Source organism: Streptococcus sp. VT 162, from assembly GCA_000688775.2.
Taxonomy (GTDB): domain Bacteria; phylum Bacillota; class Bacilli; order Lactobacillales; family Streptococcaceae; genus Streptococcus.
This window is the reverse complement of the sequence record CP007628.2, coordinates 392,461-416,164: the sequence shown is the minus strand read 5'-3', so window position 1 is coordinate 416,164 and position 23,704 is coordinate 392,461. Positions and strand designations below refer to the sequence as shown.

Annotated in this window: 25 protein-coding genes and 1 pseudogene; 7 read left to right on the top strand and 19 right to left on the bottom strand. The window is 41.6% G+C overall.

Annotation, left to right across the window (positions count from 1 at the left end; genetic code table 11):
- Positions 1-33 precede the first annotated feature (33 nt).
- The 3 genes from V470_02035 to V470_02025 all read right to left on the bottom strand — a co-directional run bounded on the left by V470_02035 (position 34) and on the right by V470_02025 (position 3,186).
- Positions 34-438, bottom strand: coding sequence for a thioesterase (locus V470_02035; protein ID AHZ47224.1), 405 nt, complete (start codon positions 436-438; stop codon positions 34-36).
- 69 nt (positions 439-507) lie between these two features.
- Positions 508-1,989, bottom strand: coding sequence for a galactose-1-phosphate uridylyltransferase (locus V470_02030; GenBank protein AHZ47223.1), 1,482 nt, complete (start codon positions 1,987-1,989; stop codon positions 508-510).
- Between the two features lie 18 nt (positions 1,990-2,007).
- Positions 2,008-3,186: a galactokinase gene (locus tag V470_02025; protein ID AHZ47222.1), complete on the bottom strand. Its 1,179-nt coding sequence runs from the start codon at positions 3,184-3,186 to the stop codon at positions 2,008-2,010.
- Between the two features lie 164 nt (positions 3,187-3,350).
- Between V470_02025 and V470_02020 the strand changes: the two genes are divergently transcribed.
- A complete protein-coding gene (locus tag V470_02020) occupies positions 3,351-4,355 on the top strand; it encodes a LacI family transcriptional regulator (protein ID AHZ47221.1) in 1,005 nt (334 codons plus the stop codon).
- Between the two features lie 33 nt (positions 4,356-4,388).
- Here the strand turns inward: V470_02020 and V470_02015 are convergent, their stop codons facing one another.
- On the bottom strand, positions 4,389-5,279 hold the full coding sequence (locus tag V470_02015; GenBank protein ID AHZ47220.1) for a cation transporter: 891 nt from the start codon (positions 5,277-5,279) through the stop codon (positions 4,389-4,391).
- Between the two features lie 132 nt (positions 5,280-5,411).
- On the opposite strand from V470_02015, the gene V470_02010 reads away from it, so the two are divergent.
- Together V470_02010 and V470_02005 are read left to right on the top strand one after the other, a co-directional pair.
- On the top strand, positions 5,412-5,966 hold the full coding sequence (locus V470_02010; GenBank protein AHZ47219.1) for a TetR family transcriptional regulator: 555 nt from the start codon (positions 5,412-5,414) through the stop codon (positions 5,964-5,966).
- A 26-nt stretch (positions 5,967-5,992) separates the two neighbouring features.
- Complete coding sequence (locus V470_02005; protein AHZ47218.1) at positions 5,993-6,325, top strand: glucuronide permease; 333 nt, start codon at positions 5,993-5,995, stop codon at positions 6,323-6,325.
- A gap of 36 nt (positions 6,326-6,361) precedes the next feature.
- Here V470_02005 and V470_10540 read toward each other — a convergent pair.
- Positions 6,362-7,063: pseudogene (locus V470_10540) on the bottom strand (nicotinamide mononucleotide transporter PnuC).
- A gap of 66 nt (positions 7,064-7,129) precedes the next feature.
- Between V470_10540 and V470_01995 the strand changes: the two are divergent.
- From V470_01995 to V470_01980, 4 genes are read left to right on the top strand one after another with little or no spacing between them, the layout of a single operon-like run.
- Complete coding sequence (locus tag V470_01995; protein AHZ47217.1) at positions 7,130-7,603, top strand: hypothetical protein; 474 nt, start codon at positions 7,130-7,132, stop codon at positions 7,601-7,603.
- Complete coding sequence (locus V470_01990; protein AHZ47216.1) at positions 7,596-7,832, top strand: plasmid replication protein; 237 nt, start codon at positions 7,596-7,598, stop codon at positions 7,830-7,832. The genes V470_01995 and V470_01990 overlap by 8 nt, the downstream gene beginning before the upstream one ends.
- Before the next feature lie 12 nt (positions 7,833-7,844).
- On the top strand, positions 7,845-8,072 hold the full coding sequence (locus tag V470_01985) for a DNA-binding protein (GenBank protein AHZ47215.1): 228 nt from the start codon (positions 7,845-7,847) through the stop codon (positions 8,070-8,072).
- A complete protein-coding gene (locus V470_01980) occupies positions 8,048-8,221 on the top strand; it encodes a DNA-binding protein (protein ID AHZ47214.2) in 174 nt (57 codons plus the stop codon). The genes V470_01985 and V470_01980 overlap by 25 nt, the downstream gene beginning before the upstream one ends.
- Positions 8,222-8,445: 224 nt before the next feature.
- Here the strand turns inward: V470_01980 and V470_01970 are convergent, their stop codons facing one another.
- The 14 genes from V470_01970 to V470_01905 all read right to left on the bottom strand — a co-directional run bounded on the left by V470_01970 (position 8,446) and on the right by V470_01905 (position 23,632).
- A complete protein-coding gene (locus tag V470_01970; protein ID AHZ47213.1) occupies positions 8,446-9,246 on the bottom strand; it encodes a cobalt ABC transporter ATPase in 801 nt (266 codons plus the stop codon).
- Positions 9,233-10,069 (bottom strand): cobalt ABC transporter ATP-binding protein, encoded by an 837-nt coding sequence (locus tag V470_01965; GenBank protein ID AHZ47212.1) that lies wholly within the window; start codon positions 10,067-10,069, stop codon positions 9,233-9,235. The genes V470_01970 and V470_01965 overlap by 14 nt, the downstream gene beginning before the upstream one ends.
- A complete protein-coding gene (locus V470_01960; protein ID AHZ47211.2) occupies positions 10,045-10,839 on the bottom strand; it encodes an ABC transporter permease in 795 nt (264 codons plus the stop codon). Before V470_01960 ends, V470_01965 begins: the two co-directional genes overlap by 25 nt.
- The gene (locus V470_01955; GenBank protein AHZ47210.1) at positions 10,836-11,438 is read right to left on the bottom strand and encodes a membrane protein; all 603 of its coding nucleotides are present in this window, start codon (positions 11,436-11,438) and stop codon (positions 10,836-10,838) included. The genes V470_01960 and V470_01955 overlap by 4 nt, the downstream gene beginning before the upstream one ends.
- Positions 11,439-11,775: 337 nt before the next feature.
- Positions 11,776-13,296: a glycine/betaine ABC transporter permease gene (locus V470_01950; GenBank protein ID AHZ47209.1), complete on the bottom strand. Its 1,521-nt coding sequence runs from the start codon at positions 13,294-13,296 to the stop codon at positions 11,776-11,778.
- Entirely contained in the window at positions 13,289-14,017 is a 729-nt protein-coding gene (locus tag V470_01945) for a glycine/betaine ABC transporter ATP-binding protein (protein ID AHZ47208.1), read from the bottom strand. Before V470_01945 ends, V470_01950 begins: the two co-directional genes overlap by 8 nt.
- 14 nt (positions 14,018-14,031) lie before the next feature.
- Entirely contained in the window at positions 14,032-14,796 is a 765-nt protein-coding gene (locus tag V470_01940; protein AHZ47207.1) for a polyketide cyclase, read from the bottom strand.
- 3 nt (positions 14,797-14,799) lie between these two features.
- Positions 14,800-15,243, bottom strand: coding sequence for a MarR family transcriptional regulator (locus V470_01935; GenBank protein ID AHZ47206.1), 444 nt, complete (start codon positions 15,241-15,243; stop codon positions 14,800-14,802).
- A gap of 140 nt (positions 15,244-15,383) precedes the next feature.
- On the bottom strand, positions 15,384-16,577 hold the full coding sequence (locus V470_01930) for a polymerase (GenBank protein AHZ47205.1): 1,194 nt from the start codon (positions 16,575-16,577) through the stop codon (positions 15,384-15,386).
- A gap of 131 nt (positions 16,578-16,708) precedes the next feature.
- Positions 16,709-18,151 (bottom strand): sugar phosphorylase, encoded by a 1,443-nt coding sequence (locus V470_01925; protein ID AHZ47204.1) that lies wholly within the window; start codon positions 18,149-18,151, stop codon positions 16,709-16,711.
- A gap of 292 nt (positions 18,152-18,443) precedes the next feature.
- Positions 18,444-19,277 (bottom strand): sugar ABC transporter permease, encoded by an 834-nt coding sequence (locus tag V470_01920; GenBank protein ID AHZ47203.1) that lies wholly within the window; start codon positions 19,275-19,277, stop codon positions 18,444-18,446.
- Positions 19,278-19,293: 16 nt separating this feature from the next.
- On the bottom strand, positions 19,294-20,166 hold the full coding sequence (locus V470_01915) for a sugar ABC transporter permease (GenBank protein AHZ47202.1): 873 nt from the start codon (positions 20,164-20,166) through the stop codon (positions 19,294-19,296).
- 18 nt (positions 20,167-20,184) lie between these two features.
- Positions 20,185-21,435: a sugar ABC transporter substrate-binding protein gene (locus tag V470_01910; protein AHZ47201.1), complete on the bottom strand. Its 1,251-nt coding sequence runs from the start codon at positions 21,433-21,435 to the stop codon at positions 20,185-20,187.
- A gap of 34 nt (positions 21,436-21,469) precedes the next feature.
- Positions 21,470-23,632: an alpha-galactosidase gene (locus V470_01905; protein ID AHZ47200.1), complete on the bottom strand. Its 2,163-nt coding sequence runs from the start codon at positions 23,630-23,632 to the stop codon at positions 21,470-21,472.
- Positions 23,633-23,704: the final 72 nt, after the last annotated feature.

Below are 23,704 nucleotides of genomic sequence, written 5' to 3'. Positions count from 1 at the left end.
AAAAAGAGGTGTAGACCTCTTTTTCTTATTTCTCTATATCCTCACCTGTCTGTCTTCTGACCGCTGGCCTGTGACAAACATGGTGAAGGTTGCTTTGCAGACATTTCTGCCTTCTTGATTGGTAATATCCACATCCACGACACAGGTTGTGCGACCTTGATGGACACATTCTCCTTTAATGGTCAGCACATCGTCGCGTTTTCCTGCCTTTAGGTAGTTGATAGAGGACTGGAGCGTCACTCCATCAAGCCCCAGCGAGATAACCACCAAACCACTAATCTGGTCACAAAGGGTAAAGAGATAGCCACCATGGGCATTGCCATAGTAGTTGAGCGACGAGTCCACTACTTTCGTCGTCACCACAACGTGACCATCTCTCATTTTTTCAATTTCGTAATTTTCAAAGGCAGATATAGCGTCAAAATGAAAATCTTTCATCGTTTCCTCCTGATAGTTCAAACGACACTATGATACTACTTTTTATAGGACTGTGCAAGGAGAAAGCTCCTAGTCTGGCAAAATTCCGACCTGTTCTACAAAGCGCATAAAGGCTGCCTGTCCTTGTTCCGTCTGCTTATAAACTCCTGCATCCTCTAGAACGCGCGCAAAGATAGCTCCTACAGAGTCCCTGACGATTTCAAGGGCTTTTTCTTTATCTTTTAGGTCTGGATGTTGAACTTTGAGTTGGTCTGCCCATTCCTGATGATAAGAGGCAACTGAGACTTCTTCTCCTACAAGATAGCTAGCAACTTGCTCCACTTCTGCTTTCAGACGTGGAGGCAGGATAGCCAAGCCCATAACCTCAATCAAGCCGATATTTTCCTTCTTGATATGTTGGACATCCTTGTGGGGATGATAGATACCGTCAGGATGCTCTAGAGAGGTTTGATTGTCCCGCAAGACTAAGTCCAACTCAAACTGTCCATCACGCTTACGCGCAATCGGTGTGATAGTGTGGTGCAGTGTCCCGTCCGTCTCTGCTAAAATCTGCACACTAGGATCTGAATACTGGCGCCATTCCTGCAAAATCTTATCAGCCAAGTTGGTCAAATCCTCCTTGAAATCCGAAGTCAAGCGAAGCACTGACATAGGCCACTTGACAATCCCAGCCTTTACCTGTTCAAAACCAGTAAAACGGAAGGTCTGTTGCAGAGGAGCTAATTCCATAGGAAAAACATGTCGTCCCCCCTGATAGTGGTCGTGGGTTAAGATAGAGCCCCCCACAATCGGCAGGTCGGCATTTGAGCCCGCAAAATAACCTGGGAACTGCTCTACGATAGCCAACAAACGCTCAAAACTCTGCCGACTAATGGCCATAGGACGATGCTGTCCATCTAAGAAAATACAGTGCTCATTAAAATAAGCATAGGGCGAATACTGGAAGCCCCACTCCTGACCCTCCATTTCGAAACGGATAATGCGGTGATTGCTGCGAGCTGGGTGGTTAACCCGACCATGGTAGCCTTCGTTCTCTAGACAGAGCTGACATTGGGGATAATTGCTAGCTTGCACCAACTTGGCTGCCGCAATCTCCTTTGGATCCTTTTCAGGTTTAGACAGATTGATAGTAATCTCCAGTTCACCGTAGTTAGACGGTACACGATAAGCAATATTCTTAGCAATGGCCTTGAGTTTGATGTAGTCGTTTTTCTGGCTAAGTTGATAGAAATCCGCAATTGCCTGCTCAGGAGATTGGGCATAGGTTGCCCAGAAATCACGGTTGACCTGACTTGGACAAGGGGTTACCAAGTCCATTAGTTCAGCACCAAGGATTTCACGCGCAGTCTGACTATCCTCAATGGTTTCTAGTCTAACCGCCTCCTCGACAAGCTGGTCCTTGAGGTCAATCAATTTATCCATATCAGTCTCAACTTCCAAAACACCTTCTCCCACTCGTGCCAAAACACGATTGGTCAGGTAGATTCGATCCATTTCCTCAAAGGTACTTTCTGCAATGATATGTGTTACAAATTTATCTACTAAGGTCACTATAAAGCCTCCTTTTGACTAGTCAAGGACGCGAGTGCCACCTGCAACTTCAGCGATATAGAAGCTTGGAGCGTATCCAACGACTTCCTCGTAGTGCTTGCCTACAGCTTCCTTAAAGGCCTCAACAGCTTCTTTTTGCACCAAGGCAATGGCACAGCCACCAAAACCTGCTCCTGTCATACGAGCACCAAGAACACCTTCCTGAGCCCAAGCTGTGTGAACAAGAGTATCCAATTCCAAGCCAGTTACTTCATAGTCATGTTCTAGAGAAACGTGAGAAGCATTCATCAAGCGACCAAATGTTTCCAAATCACCTGCTTGAAGGGCTGCTTGAGCTTTAAGAGTACGTTGGTTTTCAAGCACAGCATGGCGAGCACGTTTTAAACGATTTTCGTCTTTGATCAGGTAGCTATATTGATCAAAGGCCCACTCGTCCAATTCACCCAAGGTCTGAATATCCAAGGCAGCTTGCAATTCTTCCACAGCTTTTTCACACTCAGCACGACGTTCATTGTATTTAGAGTCCGCCAGTTCACGACGTTTGTTGGTATTCATGATAACAACGACATTGTCCTTCAAATCAAGTGGCACCAAGTCGTATTCTAGAGTGTTGGTATCTAGGTAAATGGCACGTTGGTCAGCACCCATTCCGATGGCAAACTGGTCCATGATACCAGAGTTGACTCCGATAAAGTTGTTTTCTGTTTGTTTTCCGATTTTAACCAAATCCAAACGGTCTAGTTTTAAATCAAAGAGATGCTCTGCCACGACCCCTGTCAAGAGTTCCAAGGATGCCGATGATGACAAACCAGCACCATTTGGGATATTCCCATAAACATAAAAATCAAATCCTTTGTCAATCACATGTCCAGCTTCTTGCAAGAAATGAAGAACCCCTTTTGGATAGTTGGTCCAGCTGTGCTCTTTTTCAAACTTGAGATCAGCAAGAGGCACTTCGATGATACCCTTGTCTTCAAAATTGGCCGAGTAGAAACGCAAGACTTGGTCGTCACGCTTGCGAGCTGCACCGTATGTCCCCAAAGAAATAGCAGCTGGAAAAACGTGCCCACCGTTGTAGTCTGTGTGTTCACCAATCAAATTGATACGACCTGGTGAAAAGAAAGTTTGGTCTGCTTCTTGACCAAAAACGGCAAGAAAGTCTTTGCGAAGGGCTTCAGCAGCAAGATGTTGTGTCATATGAATTCTCCTTTGACTGTCCGTTAAGTCGCCTTAACGTGTAATCGTTTTCTTCTATTGTATCCAAGGCATTTGCCAAGGTCAATCCTTTTTACTAAACTTTTACTAAACTATCAGTAAAAAGCAGAAAAATATGATATACTAACCTAAAAGGAGGAGGATTTATGGCTACCTTAAAAGACATCGCACAGCTAGCCTCTGTCTCTATCGCGACCGTATCTCGTGTCCTCAATCGCGACCAGAGTCTATCTGTTACAGAAGAAACCAGACACCGTATATTAACCGTTGCTGAAGAGCTGGGCTATACTAAGCATCTCAAGACAGGCGAATCCCACAAACCCAAGCAAAAGATTGCCATTATCCAATGGGTCAGCGAGCAAGGGGAGTTGGACGACCTCTACTACTACCAGATTCGTCTCGGTATTGAAAAAAGAGCCCAAGAGTTGGACTATGACATCTTGCGCTATTTTAATGACCATCCTTTTACTCTGAGCGAGGAAGTGATTGGCATTCTCTGCATCGGAAAATTTAGCCGAGCTCAGATTGCTGCCTTTGAAGAATACCAAAAACCTCTAGTCTTTATAGACAGCGATACCCTCTCATTAGGTCATACCTGTATTATCACTGACTTTTACACTGCTGTGAAACAAGTTGTAGACCATTTCCTCAGCCAAGGGATGGACCGTATCGGGATTCTAACAGGTCTCGAAGAAACAACCGACCAGGAAGAAATTATCCAGGATAAGCGGCTAGAAAATTTCAAAGACATTACCCAAGCAAATGGAATCTACCATGAAGAACTGGTCTTTCAGGGGAGCTTTACTGCCCAGTCTGGCTATGACTTGATGAAGGAGGCCATTCACAAGTTGGGAGAACAACTCCCACCAGCATTTTTCGCAGCCAGCGATAGTTTAGCCATCGGTGCCCTTCGTGCCCTTCAAGAAGCTGGAATTAGCCTACCAGACCGCGTCAGCCTCATTTCCTTTAACGACACTAGTCTGACCAAGCAGGTCTATCCCCCTCTTTCTAGCATTACCGTCTATACCGAAGAAATGGGTCGAGCAGGTATGGATATTCTTAACAAGGAAGTTCTCCACGGTCGCAAAATTCCTAGCCTGACTATGCTGGGAACCAGACTGACCTTGAGGGAAAGTACAAGGAATAAATAGGATAACAAAACGACCTCTAGCGAGGTCGTTTTTCTAATGATGATGCCCATGCTTCTGCTCTAATTCTCTCACCCTCCGCTTATGTTGCGCATGATTGCTTTGACTGCTATCCACTTCAATAGTGATATTCTGCACGCCTCTTTCTTCTAAAAATTGACGCACCACTTCTTTGGTCTCCATCATCTGTTCCCAATCCCAGATACAAATGTGGACAACAGCATTGTTCTCTAGACCATCCATGGACCAAATACTAAGTTGGTTGACACTTTTGACATTGGGTAGAGCCTCTAAATCTTTCTCCAAATCACTTGTCTCGACCCCTTCTGGCACAGCATCTAAGAAAATCTTGAGCGCGCTCCAAAAGCGAGGAACAGCTTTTGTTAGAATAAAGATGGAAATGACCAGAGATAAAAGCGGATCAAGGATATACCAGTCCGTAAATCGGAGGATAATCGCCATTAGAATGACAGCCAGCCAACCAAGGGTGTCTTCCAAAAAATGCAAGCTAAGAATTGACTCGTTCTTTGTCTTTCCTTTACGGACTACTAGACTAGCTAGCACATTAATGGCCACTGCAATGATTCCCAGCCAGAGGATCCCTTCCTCATTAACGGGTTGTGGGTGAACGATCTTTGTGACATTTTCCAAAATCACTAGGACAGACCCTATCATAAGAATCACAGCTGTTAGAATGGCCCCTAGAAGGCTGAAACGCTTGTAACCCAAGGTGTACTGCCCATCTTCTTCTCGGTTTGAGATTGTTTCTAAAAGGGCTGATATGCCAATGGCTATAGCATCTCCTAAGTCATGAACAGAATCAGCAAGAACAGCACTCGAACCAAAGATTCCTCCTGCGATAAACTCAACAATAGCATAGCTTAAATTTAAGAAAAAAGCTAACCAGATTGATGTTTTAGAACTCATTTCTCTCCCTCCTTTGGTATAATGGGTATATACATACTTCTTTCATTTGTATTATCTAATAAAATCCAAAGAAAGGATAGAAGCAAACTGTCAGCCATGTTCAGTTCTGAACAGTTTGTCTCAAGTGTCTATATGCTAAAAAGAGACCGTCGAGTCAACAAGACTAAAAAAGCCATCTATCAAGCTTTTTTACAACTTTTGAACGACAAAGGCTATGATGCCACTACTGTCCAGGATATCATTGACCTAGCAGATGTTGGACGTTCTACTTTTTACTGTCACTACGAGAGTAAGGAACTCCTTTTAGATGAACTCTGTCGCTACCTCTTTCATCATCTCTTTGAAAGAGAAGGACACTTTACGACCGAGGACTACCTCGCACATATCTTTTTACATTTTCAGAAAAACCAGGACCATGTCACCAGTCTCCTTTTTTCCAAAAACGACTACTTCCTCCGCCAACTACACAAGGAACTCGAACACCACGTTTATCCCATGGTGGCGGGTGACTTGCAAGAGGCCTACCCAAACATTCCAGCCTCCTACCTCCAGCATTTTGTTGTAACGAACTTTATCGAGACTCTAACTTGGTGGCTAAAAAAAGGAAAATCTTATACCGAAGAGCAAGTGGTGAGATTTTACCTTGATGTAATGGAGATGACCTCTACAACTCCACTTGATAACTAAGCCTGTAACTCAGAAAGGAACCAACTATGTTAACTTCGATGATTCTAGGAATATTAACAATCGTACTAGCTCTCGCATTCTCATTACTTCACCTTGCTGCTGCTTTTTCAGCCATGAAACAAAAGAACTACAGTCTGGGAAACACGTGCATCTTGGTCGGCAGTTGCATCACTTCTCTGGCTCTAGCTATCTTTTACTTCGTCCCACTGGCAACCATTCTACTATGGATTGTGGGTTCGAGTATCGTCTGCTATGGTGCCTACTGGAACGGGCGACAGCAAGAAAATCAACATATATCGCACCACATTATTCGTATAACGAGCGCTATTATCATTACGGTATTATTCATCTTGCTCTAACACAAAAAAAGGATCATCTGATCCTTTTTTACTTTTTTAAGCACTCTTTGCTGCCTTGCTCCACTGATACCACCCAACTAGACTATTGATCAAGTAAATCAGGTATTTCCCTTGGATTTGCAGGCTTTCTCCCCACCAGAGATAGATAGAAAAGACATTGGTAGCTGCCCAGAATATCCATTGTTCACGGTAAACAGCTGTCATGAGGATTTGCCCTACCCCATTGGTCGCATCAGTAATGGAATCGCGATAAGGACGATTGGCTCCGATAGACTGATAGATGAATCCAAATACCAACAACCAAAGAACACTAATGGAAAGATACTTGGTCCAGCCCTTGCCGTCCAGTTTACGTGCGACAAACTCCTGTTTTTCCTTTTTAAACTGTGCTTGGTAGATCCACACTAAAAGTCCAATTGGCTGCATGGCCGTAAAGTAGAGTGTCGTTAGCACCTCACCATAAAAGCCTTTCTGCAAAGCCAAAATAAGGTAAATGACAGAGTTAATCAAGCCAAAAAGGTAGTTACTAGCACGACCTTCAGCTTCTCAAAGAGCAGAAAAAAGGTTAGTAAGGCTTGAGAGATGAATCATTTTAAAGGCAAACAATTCCAACAAGACGTCATCATTGTCGCTGTTGGTTATTACCTACGTTACAATCTGAGCTATCGTGAAGTTCAGGAATTGCTTTATGACCGTGGAATAAATGTTTGTCACACTACGATTTATCGGTGGGTTCAAGAATACAGTAAAATCCTCTATCATCTCTGGAAAAAGAAAAATAAACAGTCCTTCTATTCGTGGAAAATGGATGAAACCTATATCAAAATTAAGGGGCGTTGGCATTATCTCTATCGAGCGATTGATGCGGACGGTTTAACATTGGATATCTGGTTACGAAAGAAACGTCGAGCAGACGATAACAGCTATAAATTAGAAGATACCGCCTATCAAGAAGATAAAGCACGCAAAGCAGAAACCGAAGATAAGCTAGCTATTGAAGCAATGAAAAGCAAGTACACCACGCTATTGCTAGAAAATATGTTGCTAAGTCCGTTTGAAATGCAAGATACAAAAATCATGGCAGGATTGCAAGTCCATGTTTACCCCCTCTATGACGAACTGAAAGAATTAAGAGGGCTAAATAGTGTTAAAGACCACTTGTCTTATGTTGCCAGCAGACGTGAAGAATATTCTAAGCATAATATCGCACGCTACCTCAAAAAAGCCATTGAACAATATCTACCAACGGTTAAAAGGCAGGACTTAAACCATGAGTGAAGACTTAAAAACGATCAAAGAGCTGGCGGATGAGTTGAGTGTTACAAAACAAAATATTCAATATCACTACCAAAGGTTACCAAAAGAATTACAGCTTAAAAGTTCCAATGGGTCTAATCTAATAAATTCTAAAGCAGAAAAAATAATTTTAGGTAAAGTAGAAAGTAGTAGCAAATCAAATACCAAAGACCAACAAATAGAAAAATTAACTAATTTGTTAGACCAGTAACAACGATTAGCCTTGCAAGATAAAAAGTTGCTAGAAGAATACAAGGCGGAAAATGATAACTTAAAAGCCCTCAAAATGCCCTCACAGGAAACAGAATTCAAACACTTAGACAATCAATATAAAGATGAAGTGAACGCTCTTAAAGAGAAGTTGGAAAATTTACAGGAACAAATCAAAGATCAAAAAAGGATAGAAGAACAAGAAAAACCAATAAAATGGTGGGGACTATGGCGAAAATAGATGATTCAGTTAAAAAGAAAGTTCCAGAATTGCGATTTAAAGGATTCACGGATGAATGGGAACAGCGTAAGTTGGGAGACGAAGTTCGAATAGTGATGGGACAGTCTCCTAATTCAGAAAATTATACTGATGATCCTAATGGGCGCTAAAAATGCGAAGACCTATGAAGACCTATTTTGTATTAGTCAAACAAAAAATCCAAAAGAAATGGTATATGATTATGACCATGAAACAAAGTAAAATCAAACCGAGTGATCTGAGGAAGCACCCGATGATCATGAAACGTTATTAAACACAAAAGTCACCCATGTGAGTTCTTGCCAGAAGCTGAAGTTAATCCTTCAACCTGGAAAACCCGCAGAGGTGACTTTTTCTATACATCTCGATTTTTCTGGCAATAATCATTAACCGATAAATATGTCTGTGAATCACCCAGCGACTCCGCTATGTCCATAATCCGCGGTGGTAGTAATCCCACTCGCTGGACAAGTTCGTGATTGCTGAACAATTCCCGTGGACTGCCGGCGAAGCCAAACTTCCCGTGTTCCATAACATACACTGACTCAAACTCGGCGGCGACCCAATCCATGTCATGGGTGATGGTCACAACTTGGTGGCCCGAATCAGCCAACTGATGGAAAATTGCGGTCAACTTGCGCCGGCTTTCCCAATCAAGCGACATCATCGGCTCATCAAATAAATAAATCGCCGGATCCACTGCCAAAACTGTGGCAACGCTCAACAGCTTGCGTTCCGACAATGACAGGTCATATGGACTTTCAGCTGTTTTATCATCCAAGCCAACTCTTTTTAGAGCCGCTAAAGCCCGCCTCGTAATCGTGTCGTGGTCATCCATGACCTGCGCGACATTCCACTCCACCTCTCGTAGAACGGTCGGGTTGAAAAGCTGATCGTCAGGATTCTGAAAAGTAATCCCAACCTTCAGTAACTTTTCGACTGGTTTAAGATCATTAAAATTTTCTCCATCGATCTTAATCACACCGGTTTGTGGTGTCAGCAAACCCGTCAACAATTTGAAGAGCGTTGATTTGCCGGCACCATTTTGGCCGACAATCGCCACCATCGGATCGGCGAAGTGTTTGTCTTCAACATCCAAGCTAAAGGACCGTTCCGGATAAGTGAACGTCAGGTGGCTCAGTTCAATTGTGGACATAACGAACCTCCTTCAGATCAGCGTAATTCACCGGATACCGGCCATCAGCCAAGTGCCAATCCATTTTTTGAGCAAGTTGCTGGATTGTCGGGGCTGGAATCTGCCAGTCAGCTGCCAAATGATTAAACACCTCACCCGGCCTGCCCTGGGCTACCATTTGACCCTCGTGCAGCACCCACACAACGTCGGCGACTTCGCACAAATCGTCAATTTCACTGGTGACAATGAAGACAGTCGTCTCTTTGACTTGGGCCAGCCATTGGAAAAATTGCCGGCGGCCAAGGGGATCCATCTCACTGGTCGGATCATCCATAATCAAAACAGCCGGATTAGCCACAATCGCCGTGGCAATTGCCAACCGCTGGATCTGACCACCGGAAAGGCTCTCGGGACGCAAATTCAGCTGTTCAATCAGCCCCATTTGCGTGGCAACTTCTTCAACCCGTTTTTGAATCAGTCCTTCAGCCATTCCCTGATTAATCAAGTCAAAGGCGATTTCATCGGCAACCGTGTCTGCCAACCCGCTTAGTTGGCCAGCTGGATTTTGCAGTACAACTCCATTCATGGCATTATAAACGGGCCAATTGTCAGACACTCGCTGGCCAAACATGTGCCAATCGCCCTCAATCTTAGCAGACACAATTTTGGGAATGACCCCTGCCAGCACACGGCACAAAGTCGATTTGCCAGAGTGGCTATTCCCGATAATACCAACCACCTGGCCGGTATGAACCTCCGCGTTAATCTGACGCAGTTGTGGTTGCTCAGTACCCGGATAACGGGTGGTCAAATTTTCAATTACAATCCGTTTATCTTCGTCCATATCTTCCACCCAATCAATAAAATTGCCAATCCAGTCAGACCAATGTGCAGCGTCCGCGACAGGCGATACACGCGCTGGGAGGTTCTGACAGTCCGGTTGAGATTATCAAAACCTCTCAGTTGGAGAGAAATCGACCGCGTCATCGATTGATCCAAGGTCTTAATCACCAATGGAATTAGAACCGGCAGGACTGACTTTAATTTCTGAATCAACGTTTTTTGCGGATTGGTTCCGCGAACTTTTTGTGCCTGCTGGATTTTCCGCATATTGCGCATCATTTCCGGCAAAATATAACACACCGACATCAGAACGTAGACGGTTTTATAAGACAATCCGGACAGTTCCAAATAGGCCGCGTTTTCTGAAATACTCGTGGTCACCATAAAAAAGCCACTGGTCAAAATAATCACCAATACTCGACAACCCAGAGTGGTGGCGTAAATCAGGCCTTCTTTGTAGAACGACACCCCAAGCACAGAAAACAGCACAGTTTGATTCCGACTGTAAAATAACCCTTGGATGATCAGCATGGTGCAAATCAGAAACAGGCTGAATCCCAGCGCCTTAAAGGTGGTAGAACTCAATTTGGAAAATAACAATAGCAGTGTTGCGACAAGAATTAATCCGGCCTGAAGCAATAAATTCATACTGGCAAAGCTCAACAACGTCATGTCCAAGATGAACAAGAGCTTAGTAATCGGATCGATCACTTGGTACCACTTGAGCTTGACCCGTGGCGCTCCAGAAATCAATGTTTTATCAGTCATCATTTATCATCGCTAAAGAAGTGCACCATCCGCTTCGGCAGCTGACGATAGATGAAGAGTGCCAGGTAGGCCACACAGACTTTATCCAAAATATCCAAGACAAACTCATCGGTAAATGAGGCCAGCCACACTGGTGCATGATTGGCGACCATTACCGCAAACAATGAGTCACCCCAAGCGATACCGGTCTGACCACCCCAAAAGATGACGTTGAGTGGCGTTGAAATGACAGCTGAAACGATGGCAATAATAATAGCAGAAACAAATACTCTTCGCGCTGACGAGAACCACCCATTGGCGTGCAAAACTCCGACAGCAATCCCAATTCCGATGCTGGTAATCGCATACACGGTTGAAATTGGCGATAAGGTCAGCCCATAGATCACGTTGTTGATGAAACCACTAATGGCACCGGCAACCGGCCCAGCCAACATGCTGGTAAGAAAGGTTCCCAAAGACCCCAGCCAAACGGGCAACTTTAACCCCTCCGCCAAGGCTTTGGCAACATAGTTAATCCCCACGGCAGCGGGAATCAAAGTCATGGTGGCAGCACTTAACTTAAATTTCCACATACTGGTACGATGAATCGGTTCTGTTTTCATAATCTTCTCCTTTTGTTTTTAAAGAGCCGTGTCTGGATAGACTTTCGGACGCAACGCTCTATTATATATCTACTGAACTGTCTATACACAAGATTTCCATCCTTAGTCGACATGAGCTGGAAATCTTTATTTGTTAAGTAGTTCACAACACATTATACACCTATTTGTGAATAGTCAAGTGTATTTACAGTGAAAATCTAGAAAATCCTGAAAATTTCCTCTTATTTTCCATTTTAAATGACATTTAGTAACTCTAATATCAAAAAAGCCCAGACAAGATTGTCTGAGCATTTTTCTATATGGTCGTTTAGCCAAAGTTGAGTTTGCTATTCTCAAGCTATTTCTTCAACAAACCTTGTTCTTGTAGAAATTCTTTGGCTACTTGTTCTGCTGACTTGCCTTCAACACCGACTTGGTAGTTGAGCTGGCTCATCTGGCTTTCAGTAATTTTGCCAGCCAATTTATTGAGAACTGTCTCCAACTCAGGATGTTTCTTGAGAAGAGCTTCTTTCATGAGTGGTGCCCCTTGATAAGGTGGGAAGAGTTGCTTGTCATCTTCCAAGACCTGTAAATCATAACGCGCCAATTCTGCATCTGTCGAATAGGCATCTGTGATTTGAATATCGCCTGACTGAATTGCCTGATAGCGAAGAGCTGGCTCCATGGTCGCTACGTTAAGATTGAGACCATACATTGATTGCAAGCCCTTATTGCCATCTTCACGGTCATTAAATTCGAGTGTAAAGCCTGCCTTCAACTGTCCTTCCACTTTTTTCAAGTCCGAAATAGTCTTCAAGCCATATTCTTGAGCAATCTTTTTCGGAACAGCTACAGCGTAGGTATTTTGATAAGACATGGGTTTGAGATAGGCTAGATGATCCTGTTTGGCAATGCCATCACGCGCCACCTGATAAACCTGATCTGGCTCATGACCCACTTTAGGTGATGGCTGAAGCAAACTTTCAGTCACCGTACCAGTAAATTCAGGATAGATATCAATATCCCCTTTTTTCAGAGCTTCATAGAGGAAGCTTGTTTTCCCAAAATTCGGCTTAACAGTCGCAGTCATACTGGTATTTTCTTCAATCAACAATTTATACATATTAGCCAAAATTTCGGGTTCTGGTCCCAATTTCCCAGCAATCACCAAGTTTTCTTTCTCTTTTTGAGCTAAGAGGGCTGGACTATAAGACAGACCGAGCAATATGGTCACCAAGGCAAAACCAGAGAAAATCGTCCGCAATTTTGCTTTTTCCATCACTTTTAGTAGGAAGTTAAAGGCAATGGCAAGCACTGCTGAAGAAAGGGCCCCAATCAAAATCAGACTGGTATTATTGCGGTCAATTCCCAAAAGGATAAAGGAACCCAGTCCCCCTGCCCCAATCAAGGCAGCCAAGGTTGCCGTACCGATAATCAAAACCGCTGCCGTCCGAATACCAGACATAATGACCGGCATGGCAAGTGGAATTTCAAATTTCTTGAGACGCTCCCACCTGGTCATCCCAAAGGCAATCCCAGCCTCTTGTAGACTTGGATCAATTCCCTTTAGCCCAGTGATGGTATTTTGCAAAATTGGGAAAATCGCATAAATCACTAGTGCTGTCAAAGCAGGCAAGGTCCCAATTCCCATCAAGGGAATAAAGAGTCCCAACAAGGCCAGAGACGGGATAGTCTGGAAAATCCCTGCAATCTGCAAGACCCAGTCCGCCATCTTTTCATGATAACGAAGATAAACAGCCAAGGGAATCGCAATAAAAATAGCTAGTAATAAGGTCAAAAGTGACAACTGCAAATGTTGAGATAGAGCTGTTACCCAATCACCAAAACGGTCCTGAAAAGTTGATATCAAATTAGCCATGAACACTACCTCCAAACAAGTCTGCTACAAAGTCCGTTGCAGGCGCCTTTAAAATCGTCTCAGGGTTCGCCACCTGACGAATCTCTCCGTCCTGCAAAACAGCAATACGGTCCGCCAATTTCAAAGCTTCATCCGTATCATGGGTCACAAAAATCGTTGTCATACCAAACTCTTTATGCAATTCTTTCGTCAGAACCTGCAACTGTTTTCTCGAAATAGCATCCAAGGCTGAAAAGGGCTCATCCATGAGGAGAATCTTAGGCTGACCAATCATGGCACGGACAATCCCGACCCGTTGCTGTTCTCCACCAGATAATTCATTAGGTAAACGATGCCCATACTCAGCTACCGGTAAACCAACCTTAGCCAAAAGCTCTTCTGTTTTCTTCGCAATTTCTTCCTTAGTCCAGCCCTTCATCTCAGGAATGAGAGCAATATTTTCCGCAACCGTTAGATTGGGAAACAGAGCAATGGCCTGTAAAACATAACCCGTAGAAAGACGAAGCTCACGCTCATTATAGTCTTTGATGCGCTTGCCATCCATATAAATATTTCCATCAGTTGGTTCCAAGAGACGGTTAATCATCTTGATCATGGTCGTCTTACCGGACCCAGAAGGCCCAACTAAAACCATGAACTCTCCATTCTCAATTCGTAAATTAACATCTCTCAAAACATCTTTTTCTGTATAGCGTAGCGCTACATTTTTATATTCAATCATTCTTTGTCCTCTATTTAAAACTTTCCTCGATTAGTCAAGTCTTCTACCTTAGGCATAACTTCCTTATTATCCCAATGCTCCACAACCAAGCCATTCTCCAAACGGAAGATGTCATACTCAGCATAAGGCACCCCATCTATCTGAGTCTGTCCATAGCTAACCACATAGTTTCCTTGTCCCAAAAGCTGGAAAACAAAGTCAAAAGTGACACCCTGTTCAGCCACATAGTTTTTATAAGCAGCACTTCCTTGGCCAATCTCATGATTATGCTGAATCAAATCTTCTGCCACATAATCATTCCACTGCTCTAGTTCGCCGTTTTGAAAGATTTCTGTCAAGAAACGGCGAACCAATTTTTTATTTTCTGCTGTCTTATCCAAATCTGTGATTTCAAAATCTCCAAAGATCTGGTCTAACTGTCCATTTTCTGGAGCGCGATAGTAGTCAATGACATCCCAATGCTCCACGATACGCCCATTCTCATCCGCACGGAAAGTATCCGTTGTCACCCATTGAGCTCCCCCGCCATTGAGATATTGATGAACATGAACAAAGACCAGATTGCCATCCTCAATAGTACGGACAATCTTGATCTCACGCTCGGGATAACGCTCAAAGAAATTTGCAAAGAAAGCCGCAAACCCTTCTTTCCCATCTGGCACGCCTGTCGAGTGTTGAATGTAGGTATCTCCAACGGACTGAGCTTGAGTCTCAGCAACTCGCCCGTCTTGAATAGCATGAATATATAGATTTCGTGCATTTTCAACTTGTTTTGACATATTTTATTCCTCATTTGCTTTCTCTTTCAGATTGTCCAAAATGCGTTCCTGATAACTTTCAAATTGGCGAATTTCTTCCTCAGAGAATCCTTTATAAAAAATAGCATCCAACTTTTGACTGATGCGATGGCCCACTTCTTTCTGGGACCAACCTTGCTCCGTTAGCTTGACATATTTCTTTCTCTTATCTATTCCACATGGGCTAATGATGACCAGGTTTTGCTCCTCAAGATTCTTTATCATGGTTGTGAGCGTATTGTTAGCAAGACCAGTCGCCAGCGCAATATCTGTCGCAGTTGCACAGCCAGTTTCACTATTCCATAAAACCGCTAAAATCTTTCCCTGTTCACTCCGATAAAGAGTCTCAGGATCCTGATTCAGTAGCTTTTGAAAAATCCGCCCATTTAACAAACGAATATGATGGGCTACCAAATGACTATCTTTCATAGCACCTCCAATTTATTTCGATATCGAATTATATTCCATTATAATACTTATTATTCTAACTGTCAACTATTTCGATTTAGAACTAATTTTTCTCAGTAAAAAATCTCCTACTCAAGGTAGAAGATTTCAATCTTATAAACTTAATCCGTCATGTCTGATACCAAAGTTCGACGCTCCAATGGAATACTGCACATAACTAACAAGAAAATGAAGCCTGACTGAATCCAGAAAAGGGCCAAGTCAAAGATTCCATGCACAGCAACCACTGTAAGGAAAGATAGATAAAGACCGATAATTGGACGTTTCCCCGACTCCTGACTCATATCCATCATCAAACGAACAGGAGCAACAGAAGACAAAGCTAATAAAATGGTTCCCACAATTCCGTAACTCAGAATCGTATCAATATAAAGGCTGTGAGCATGTTCATGATAAGGAGCATTTATCCGAGGATAAGAGTGCATATAGGTCAATGGCCCCTCCCCCCAAAAAGGATTTTGCTTAAACAAGGCCATCCCAGCATCCCAGATAGAAATGCGTTCTTCCATAGAGGAATCTAAAGTCCCCATCCGAACTCCCAAATCACTAGAAAAAAGGAAACTCAAGCCAATCGCAAAGACCCCGATACTAAGCCAAAAGGCCTTCCAGTTTTTAATGGTTGTAAAGAGATAAATGATGGCTCCAGCGATAATAGCAGGAAAGGCAGTTCGATTTTGCGTAAAGTTCAATCCAAAGAGATTAACAAAGCCTGCAATCACACAGAATACCTTCAACCAATTCAACTTGGTCGTTGTAAAGAGATAGAAGGCAATCATGATACAGAAACAACAAATAATTCCATAGTAATTAGGATTAAAAAAGGTCACTTCTGCCCGATTCTGATGCCATACCTGCATATTGGGCGAAAGAAAGGCATAGTTAAATTTCTTTACAATTTGGAAATGCTCCAAAGTAGCAAAAGCCGCAGAGAGCACACTACCAAACAAGATTGTCTGCAGTATCAGTCGAAAGAAAGCATGTGTCAGACGTTTCTGGTAGAAACTAAAGAAAATGAGGAAGAGAAACATCAGTAAAGATGCAACCAATCCAAGCCAATTCTTAGCGACGATAGAGATGATACTACTGTAGGCAATAAAAAAGAGAAGTACAGGATGTTTGGCCAATCCTTTGATAATTCCCTTCATCTCCCCAGTAACAAGTAAACCTATCAAATATAAAGCAAAGAGCCCTAAGAATAAATAAAAAGGTAAAAAGATACTTATGATCATCAAATATAAAAAGAAATCTTTTTTCGAAAGCCCTCTTATCTTATCCAGTAATCCAATTGATTTCAAAACGGATCCTTTCTGTTCTGGATTTCTCCAGAAGATAAATGCTAAACTATCTTTATATTCTACCATTTTTTCCGTCATTTGGGAACAATGAACACGTTTTCACCACAAAAAATTCTATCATCAATATAGCACTAGAACTGAATTTTTCTGCCGTTTTCCACTACTTGATAGGTCTGACTTTGCAGATCAATTTCTGCTACTGCTGTTACAGACTTGTCTTTATTTTGACGTTTGATTACAATGCTATGAGCTGTTGGTGTTTCAACGTCAATAGTCCCTTCTAGGTCAAAGGCCTCTGATTGATTACGGAAAGAAAATAGATTGAGAAGGGACTTCACCACAGGACGTTGAACTTCTTCTGCTATTTCCTCGTTGCTATAGTAATGACGATTAATATTTCGACCTTCTTTAGTTTCTTCTAATAATTTCAAGTCATTTTTTCCTGCTAATAGACCCACATAGTAAACCTGAGGAATGCCTGGAGCAAAAGCTTGAATCAAACGAGCGAGGAAATACTTGACATCATCATCTCCAAGCGCAGAATAGTAGGTTGAATTGATTTGGTAGATATCTAGGTTGTTATACTCTGCACTAGAGTACTTACGTTTGACATTCGCTCCAACCTTATAGAGCTCATTTGAAGCATAGTCAATTTCCTCATCAGTCAGGATATCCTTGACATCCACCACTCCAATCCCATCATGGGTATCTAGTGTCGTAAATTGCTTCATCGGGCTCATCTTTAACCACTTAGCCAAACGCTCTGTTCTGGAACTGTAAAGAGTATAAAGGGTCACCATTGGAAGGGCAAAATCGTAAACATAGTAATCATGGTCCGCTATTTTAAACTGAATCGAATAGTGTTCATGAATCTCAGGTAAGAGCTCTGTCCCATACTCAGCAGCGATATCTCGAACTTTGTCCAATAAATTCCAAATATCTGGTTCCACAAAGAAATCATTGGTATCCAATTTCTTCACTGCGTAAGCAAAAGCATCTAGACGAATCAAATCACACCCGTTACTTGCTAGATGTTGAATCGTCTTACGGATAAATGCCATCGTTACTTCTTTGGTCACATCAAGATCAATCTGCTCCTCACCAAAGGTATTCCACAAATGTTCTACTGAACCATCTGCAAAAACAATCTCTTGCTTTGGTGCACGGTCCTTTCGCTTGTAAATTAAATCTACATCAGCCTGTGTCGGACGATTTTCCGGCCAAAACTTATCCCAGTTTAAAAAGAGATCTTTAAATTCACTAGCTTCATGTTTTTCTTGATAGTCCTTATAATATTTCGATTGACGAGAAAGATGGTTAATCATAAAGTCAAACATAAGATAATATTTCTCACCTAAACGCTTAACATCCTCCCAATCACCAAACGCTGGATCCACTTCATCATAGTCAACTGGTGCAAATCCACGATCTCCTGTTGACGGGAAAAATGGTAGAAGGTGAACTCCTCCAATAGCATCGCCAAAATGTTCTTCCAAATTCTCATACAAGTCTTTAAGGTTATTTCCAAGACTATCTGAGTAAGTAATCAACATGGTTTTATTTTGAATGGTCATAGATGGTCTCCTTTTTCTGATGAAAGCCAAGTCTTATATGACCTGGCTTCGTAAATGAAAGATATTTTTAGGTTTTTGTTCATATTGAACTCGTACTACTATAGACTGCAAGCAATTAAGTACTATTTTCTTGTTTTCTACATAGAATTGTCAGTAAGCTGAACCGTTCCTTTGTATCTTAATTGAACACGCCCTAAGCTCTGTGTGAAAAAGATGAATCTTCCAAGAAGCCAAGGCTTCTTATTCAGATTCCCTATTTTCACTGTGAGCTTTTAACGGGCTTTGTATCTTGTTACTTCACTGCCCCGTTACTCATTCCTGAAATGATATGTTTTTGGAAGATGAGGTAGACAATGGTTATCGTTACAATTCCCACAATATAAGATGCAAAACTTGGACCATAGTCATTGAAGTACTGACCTTGGTAGTTGTATTGGAAGAGAGGCAAAGTCCACATCTTGGAATCCTTATTCAGAATCAAGAGTGGCAACATAAAGTCATTCCAGAACCAGAGAGCATTGATGATCAAAGTTGTCGCATGCATGGGCTTCAACATTGGAAAAATGATTCGACGATAAGTTGTAAAACGATCAGCCCCATCGATTTCCGCAGCTTCATCCAAACTATCCGGTACACTGATTTTTATATAACCAACATACAAGAAGAGAGTCTGTGGAATAGCATAAGTTAGGTAGAGTATTACTAGCCCCCACATATTTGCTAAACCTAGTTTACTCATCATAACTGTGATGGGAATCATAATCACCTGAAATGGAACAAATATCCCTAAGATCAAGAGCGAATACATAATTGCAAAGGCTTTTTTCTTGGACATATTTCGAGCAATGGAATAAGCTGCAGCTGGTATAAAGAAAGCTACTACAATCAATGATAACACCGTAATAACTGCTGAATTCCAGAAATAGCCTCCAATTCCATCCGAAATTAATCGTTCATAATTACTTAAGGTAAAAGGATTGGGCAAACTAAAGAAATGATTCATGATATCCTTAGTTGTCTTGAAAGAACTAAATACCGTTACCAACAAAGGAACAAGTATAAGAATACCACCGACTATCAAGAGGACGTATTTCCAAAACTGATTCAATTTTTCTTCTTTTTTCATGTGTAGGACTCCTCTATTAGATTTCAAATTTCTTTGATAGTTTAATTTGGATCAGAGAAACAATTCCAATAATTAAGAATAAAATCAAGGCAATTGCATTCGCATATCCATATTGATTACTCTTGAAAGCATAGTTGTAGACTAAAAGTCCAAGAGACGTTGTAGCATTATTTGGACCACCACTCGTCAACGCAAAAATCTGGTCAAAGGCTGTCAAACCGGACTTAAGAGCCAGAATAAAAACCATAGAGATCGTTGGCAGTAAATAGGGCAATTCAATCTTCCAAAAAGTTTGTTTACTTGTTGCACCATCAATTGATGCTGCCTCTAAAATATCATTTGGAATACTCTGAAGACCAGCAAGAAAGAGAATGATTGGCATAGCTACTCCTTGCCATAGAAGAACAAAAATAGTTGCCACTACCGCTCCGACAGGTGTTCCTAATAGGCTCTCTTGTAAAAAACCAAGCCCTAAAATTCTTCCAATCGTTGGAAGCCCATAGTTGAAAAATTGTTTAAAAATCAAGGAAACTGTCAAACCAGACAAAACAGCCGGGAAAAAGAACCAAGCTCTAAAGAAGGTCTGCCCCTTCATCTTAGAATTTAAGGCTCGTGCCACAACCATCCCAATCGTAATCTCTCCAATAATCAATGCCAGAGTTAAAATCAAAGTAAAGGCTATGGCTGTGAAGAATTTCCCATCAATCATCAACAATTTGTAGTTATTCAAACCAACAAATTTATAATTATAGGTCAATCCAGTCCAGTTAGTCAAACTATAGAAAGCACCTTGTACCATTGGAAAGTAAAAGAAGATAGCTTGTAAAGCAAGCGGGATGAGCAAAAATGTCCAACCCCAGTATTTATTTAAAAATTTTCGAATAGCCATATCATCTTAACTCCTATTCTAGTCCAAATCTGCCTTCATTGGATTAAAGAAAGCATTGAGATTGTTTGCCATATTTTTCAGATTTTTATCCATCAGGTAACCTGCACTTAGATTAAAAAAGTCTTCTTCAGAGTTCCAGCGTTGGCCCAACCAAACATAATGTTTGTCCGTAAAAGCCAGTTTAGAAATAGCTGCAAGCGCTGAATCTTCTTTTTCCTGTATGCCTTTTACCGCAACAGGTGATCCATCTACATCATAGTATGACTGCATAGCTTTTGGACTAGTCATATAGCTGATAAATTCTTCGGTTTCCTTAGGGTGTTTGGTAGTAGCTGAAGTTGATAATGCCATATCCCCTGCACCAACAGTGACTTCTTTTCCTACTTCTTCGCCTGGGAAGGCAAACATCCCCACCTCAAATTTTGGATCCTGTTGATTAATTGCGGCTAATGCCCATGATCCTTGTGGCATCATCAAAGCTTTTTCACTCGAAAATGCTACCACCGAATCATTATAAGAGGCACCACGCCAACCATCTTGAGCATTATCTGCTAATAAATCGAGTCGTTCTGCATCTGCTTTTAAAATAGCATCATCTGATGAGATGGCGTTTGGTTTTGAAAAGCGAAGGTAATTATTAGCCGTGTCTCCACTACCCGTAAGAGTAATGAGAGAAAGTTGGTGGTAACCATTTAATGTCCAGCCTTCATTGCCTGCAACCGCAAACGGAGAATTTCCACTATCTTTTATCTTTTTAACAATCTCTTGAAACTCTTTAAAAGTCTTCGGTTCCTCAAGTCCTAATTCTTTAAACTTCGTTTTATTGTAATAGATTCCATAAAGGTTGGCCGTTAAAGGCACACTATAAACTTTATTATTAATCGCATACTTTTCGGCATAGTCATTCTTGATGTTCTCAAGATAGGGTTTTCCTGTCATATCTGCAAAATAGCCTGCCTTCGCCCACTCCTGAAAATCCATATTTTGAGGATAGATATTAATAATATCTGGAACATCTCCTGATAAAATACGAGTCTTTAGCACAATTCCAGCTGAAGGTACTGTAGTCAGCTTCACATCAATATTAGGGTGTTCCTTCTCAAAATCATCCACTATCCTTTGCAAGGTATCTGCCATCTCGGTCTTCTGGTTAAAAAACTCAATCGTTACCTTTCCATCAGCTGATTGATTGTTCTGACCACAAGCCACTAGGCCTAGTAAACTTGCCCCAGCTACTAAAAGAAAACCTGCTTTCTTATACCATTTCATTGGAATGCCTCCTTGATAAATTTATACGCTTTTATTATAGTCTCTTGAATTTATACTGTCTACTCAAAAAATCTCCTGGTGATAGGGTAACAGTTAAACCTGCATACATGAGCTCTGCACCCGAGTAAACAATGTTTGTCCCTTCCAGCTCATAAAGCCCTTCCACCTCTAAGTCTTTCAGTTTCAAGGTGGTTTCCATTGTTTCCACAACTGACAGGACTCGGACATAGGTTACAATCGTTTGATCCTCATAGTTAAATTGAACTGCTGCTTCATTGGATTCAGCATCGGGATTGATTAACCTATACTGGTTTCCCAACTGGACTACTGGTCGCAATTCTTTATACAAGTTCACCTGATTAGCAATCTCATCCTTCTCTTCATCTGATAAACTTGTCAAATCAAGCTCATAACCCAGATTTCCCATCATGGCTACATGACCACGAGTTTCCAATGGTGTCATTCGTCCCATCTGATGATTTGGTACTGCTGACACATGAGCTCCCATAGAAATGGTTGGATAGAGATAGGATGAACCGTATTGAATTGGTAAACGTGCAATAGCATCAGTATTATCACTAGCCCAGACTTGTGGGAAATAACGCATCATACCGAGATCATTTCGTCCACCGCCACCAGAGCAGGACTCAAAGAGAATATGACTGTGTTTCTCTGTCAGATAAGAAACGAGTTCGTAAAGCCCCAACATATACTGATGAGACTGCATCTGGGTTTCCAAGTAGGCTGAACCATTCCCCAGATTAGTGATATTGCGGTTCATATCCCATTTGATGTAGTCAATATCATGATGAGAGAGGAGTTCATCTAAAACATTTTTCAAATATTCTACTACCTGAGGATTGGCAAGATTAAGTACTAATTGATTTCGAGAATAGGTATGCTCATAACCTGGAACCTGAATAGCCCAGTCAGGATGTTTACGATACAAGTCGCTATCAACAGAAATCATCTCAGGTTCTAACCAAAGCCCAAACTGCAAACCTCTTTCATGGATCGCTGAAATCAGACTTTCTAGACTTCCACCCAGCTTTTTCTCATTCACAACCCAATCACCTAAAGCACGATTATCATCAAAGCGATTACCAAACCACCCATCATCTAATACAAAAAGTTCAATTCCAACTTTCTTAGCTTCATCAGCTAGTTCTAACAGTTTTTCTTTCTGAAAGTCAAAGTAGGTAGCTTCCCAGTTATTGATTAGAATTGGACGCTCTTTTTTAGAAAATTTACTTGGCATAATGTGCTTAAGTACAAAATTCTGACTTTCATGACTGATACCAGTTAATCCCTTATCTGAATAGGTCACTAAAGCTACCGGTGTTTCAAAATTTTCCTCAGGATTTAACTTCCAAGAAAAGTTTTCTGGATTAATGCCAATAGCCACCCGAACTTCATTCAGTTGATTCTTTTGGACAAAAGCTTCAAAGTTTCCACTATACATCAGTTGAATAGCAAACACATTCCCAGCATCCTCAGTTACTCCTTGATCACATAATAGAAGGGCTGGTGTTTGAGCATGCCCAGAAGCTCCACGGTTCGAACTAATCGAAAAGATTCCTTGCTCTACCTGTTGACGTCGGACAGTCTTTTCACGAGCATAAGCTCCCTGCAAAGTTACTATTTCGTAAGCTGCAGCAGGAAAATCAGCCATAAAAGAAAAGTCCTTATGAATGACAACTTCCTGATTACTATTATTTTTCAATTTGCTGTAACTAGCAATTGTCGCATCATTATCAAAAGCAGTATAATACAAAGTCAGACTAAGTTTAGCTTGAGGATCTTTTAAAATCAAGACAAGCGTCTCTGTAGCATCCATGCTGTGAGGAGAAGGTAAGCCCTGTGGACCATTCTGACCTTTTAAAATCTTTGCTTCTACAAATCGAAAGTCTGTTACTTCAGTTGCATCATGCTGAACCTGTAAAGTTGGTTTTCTAAAGTCACCTAAGCCATGTTGTCCAAAAATCTGACGTTGAGTATCCAAACTAAAGGCTCGATTAGTAGCTATGGGATTACCAGAAAAAGCATGATCGCGTTCGTAAACACTATTAGCCCCTCTATAGTTCTTAATAGTCTTTCCTAAATGTTTTAATAATAAGAACCCATCCCTATTTTCAATAATTAAACTTAAACCTTTACTCTCAACGTAAAATAGATTATTCTCTATTCGAACTCCCATAAATTGTACCTCATCCATTTCTTGATAAAATTTTAGCAAATAAAAGCGCTTTCTAAAATAGAAAAATGTCTC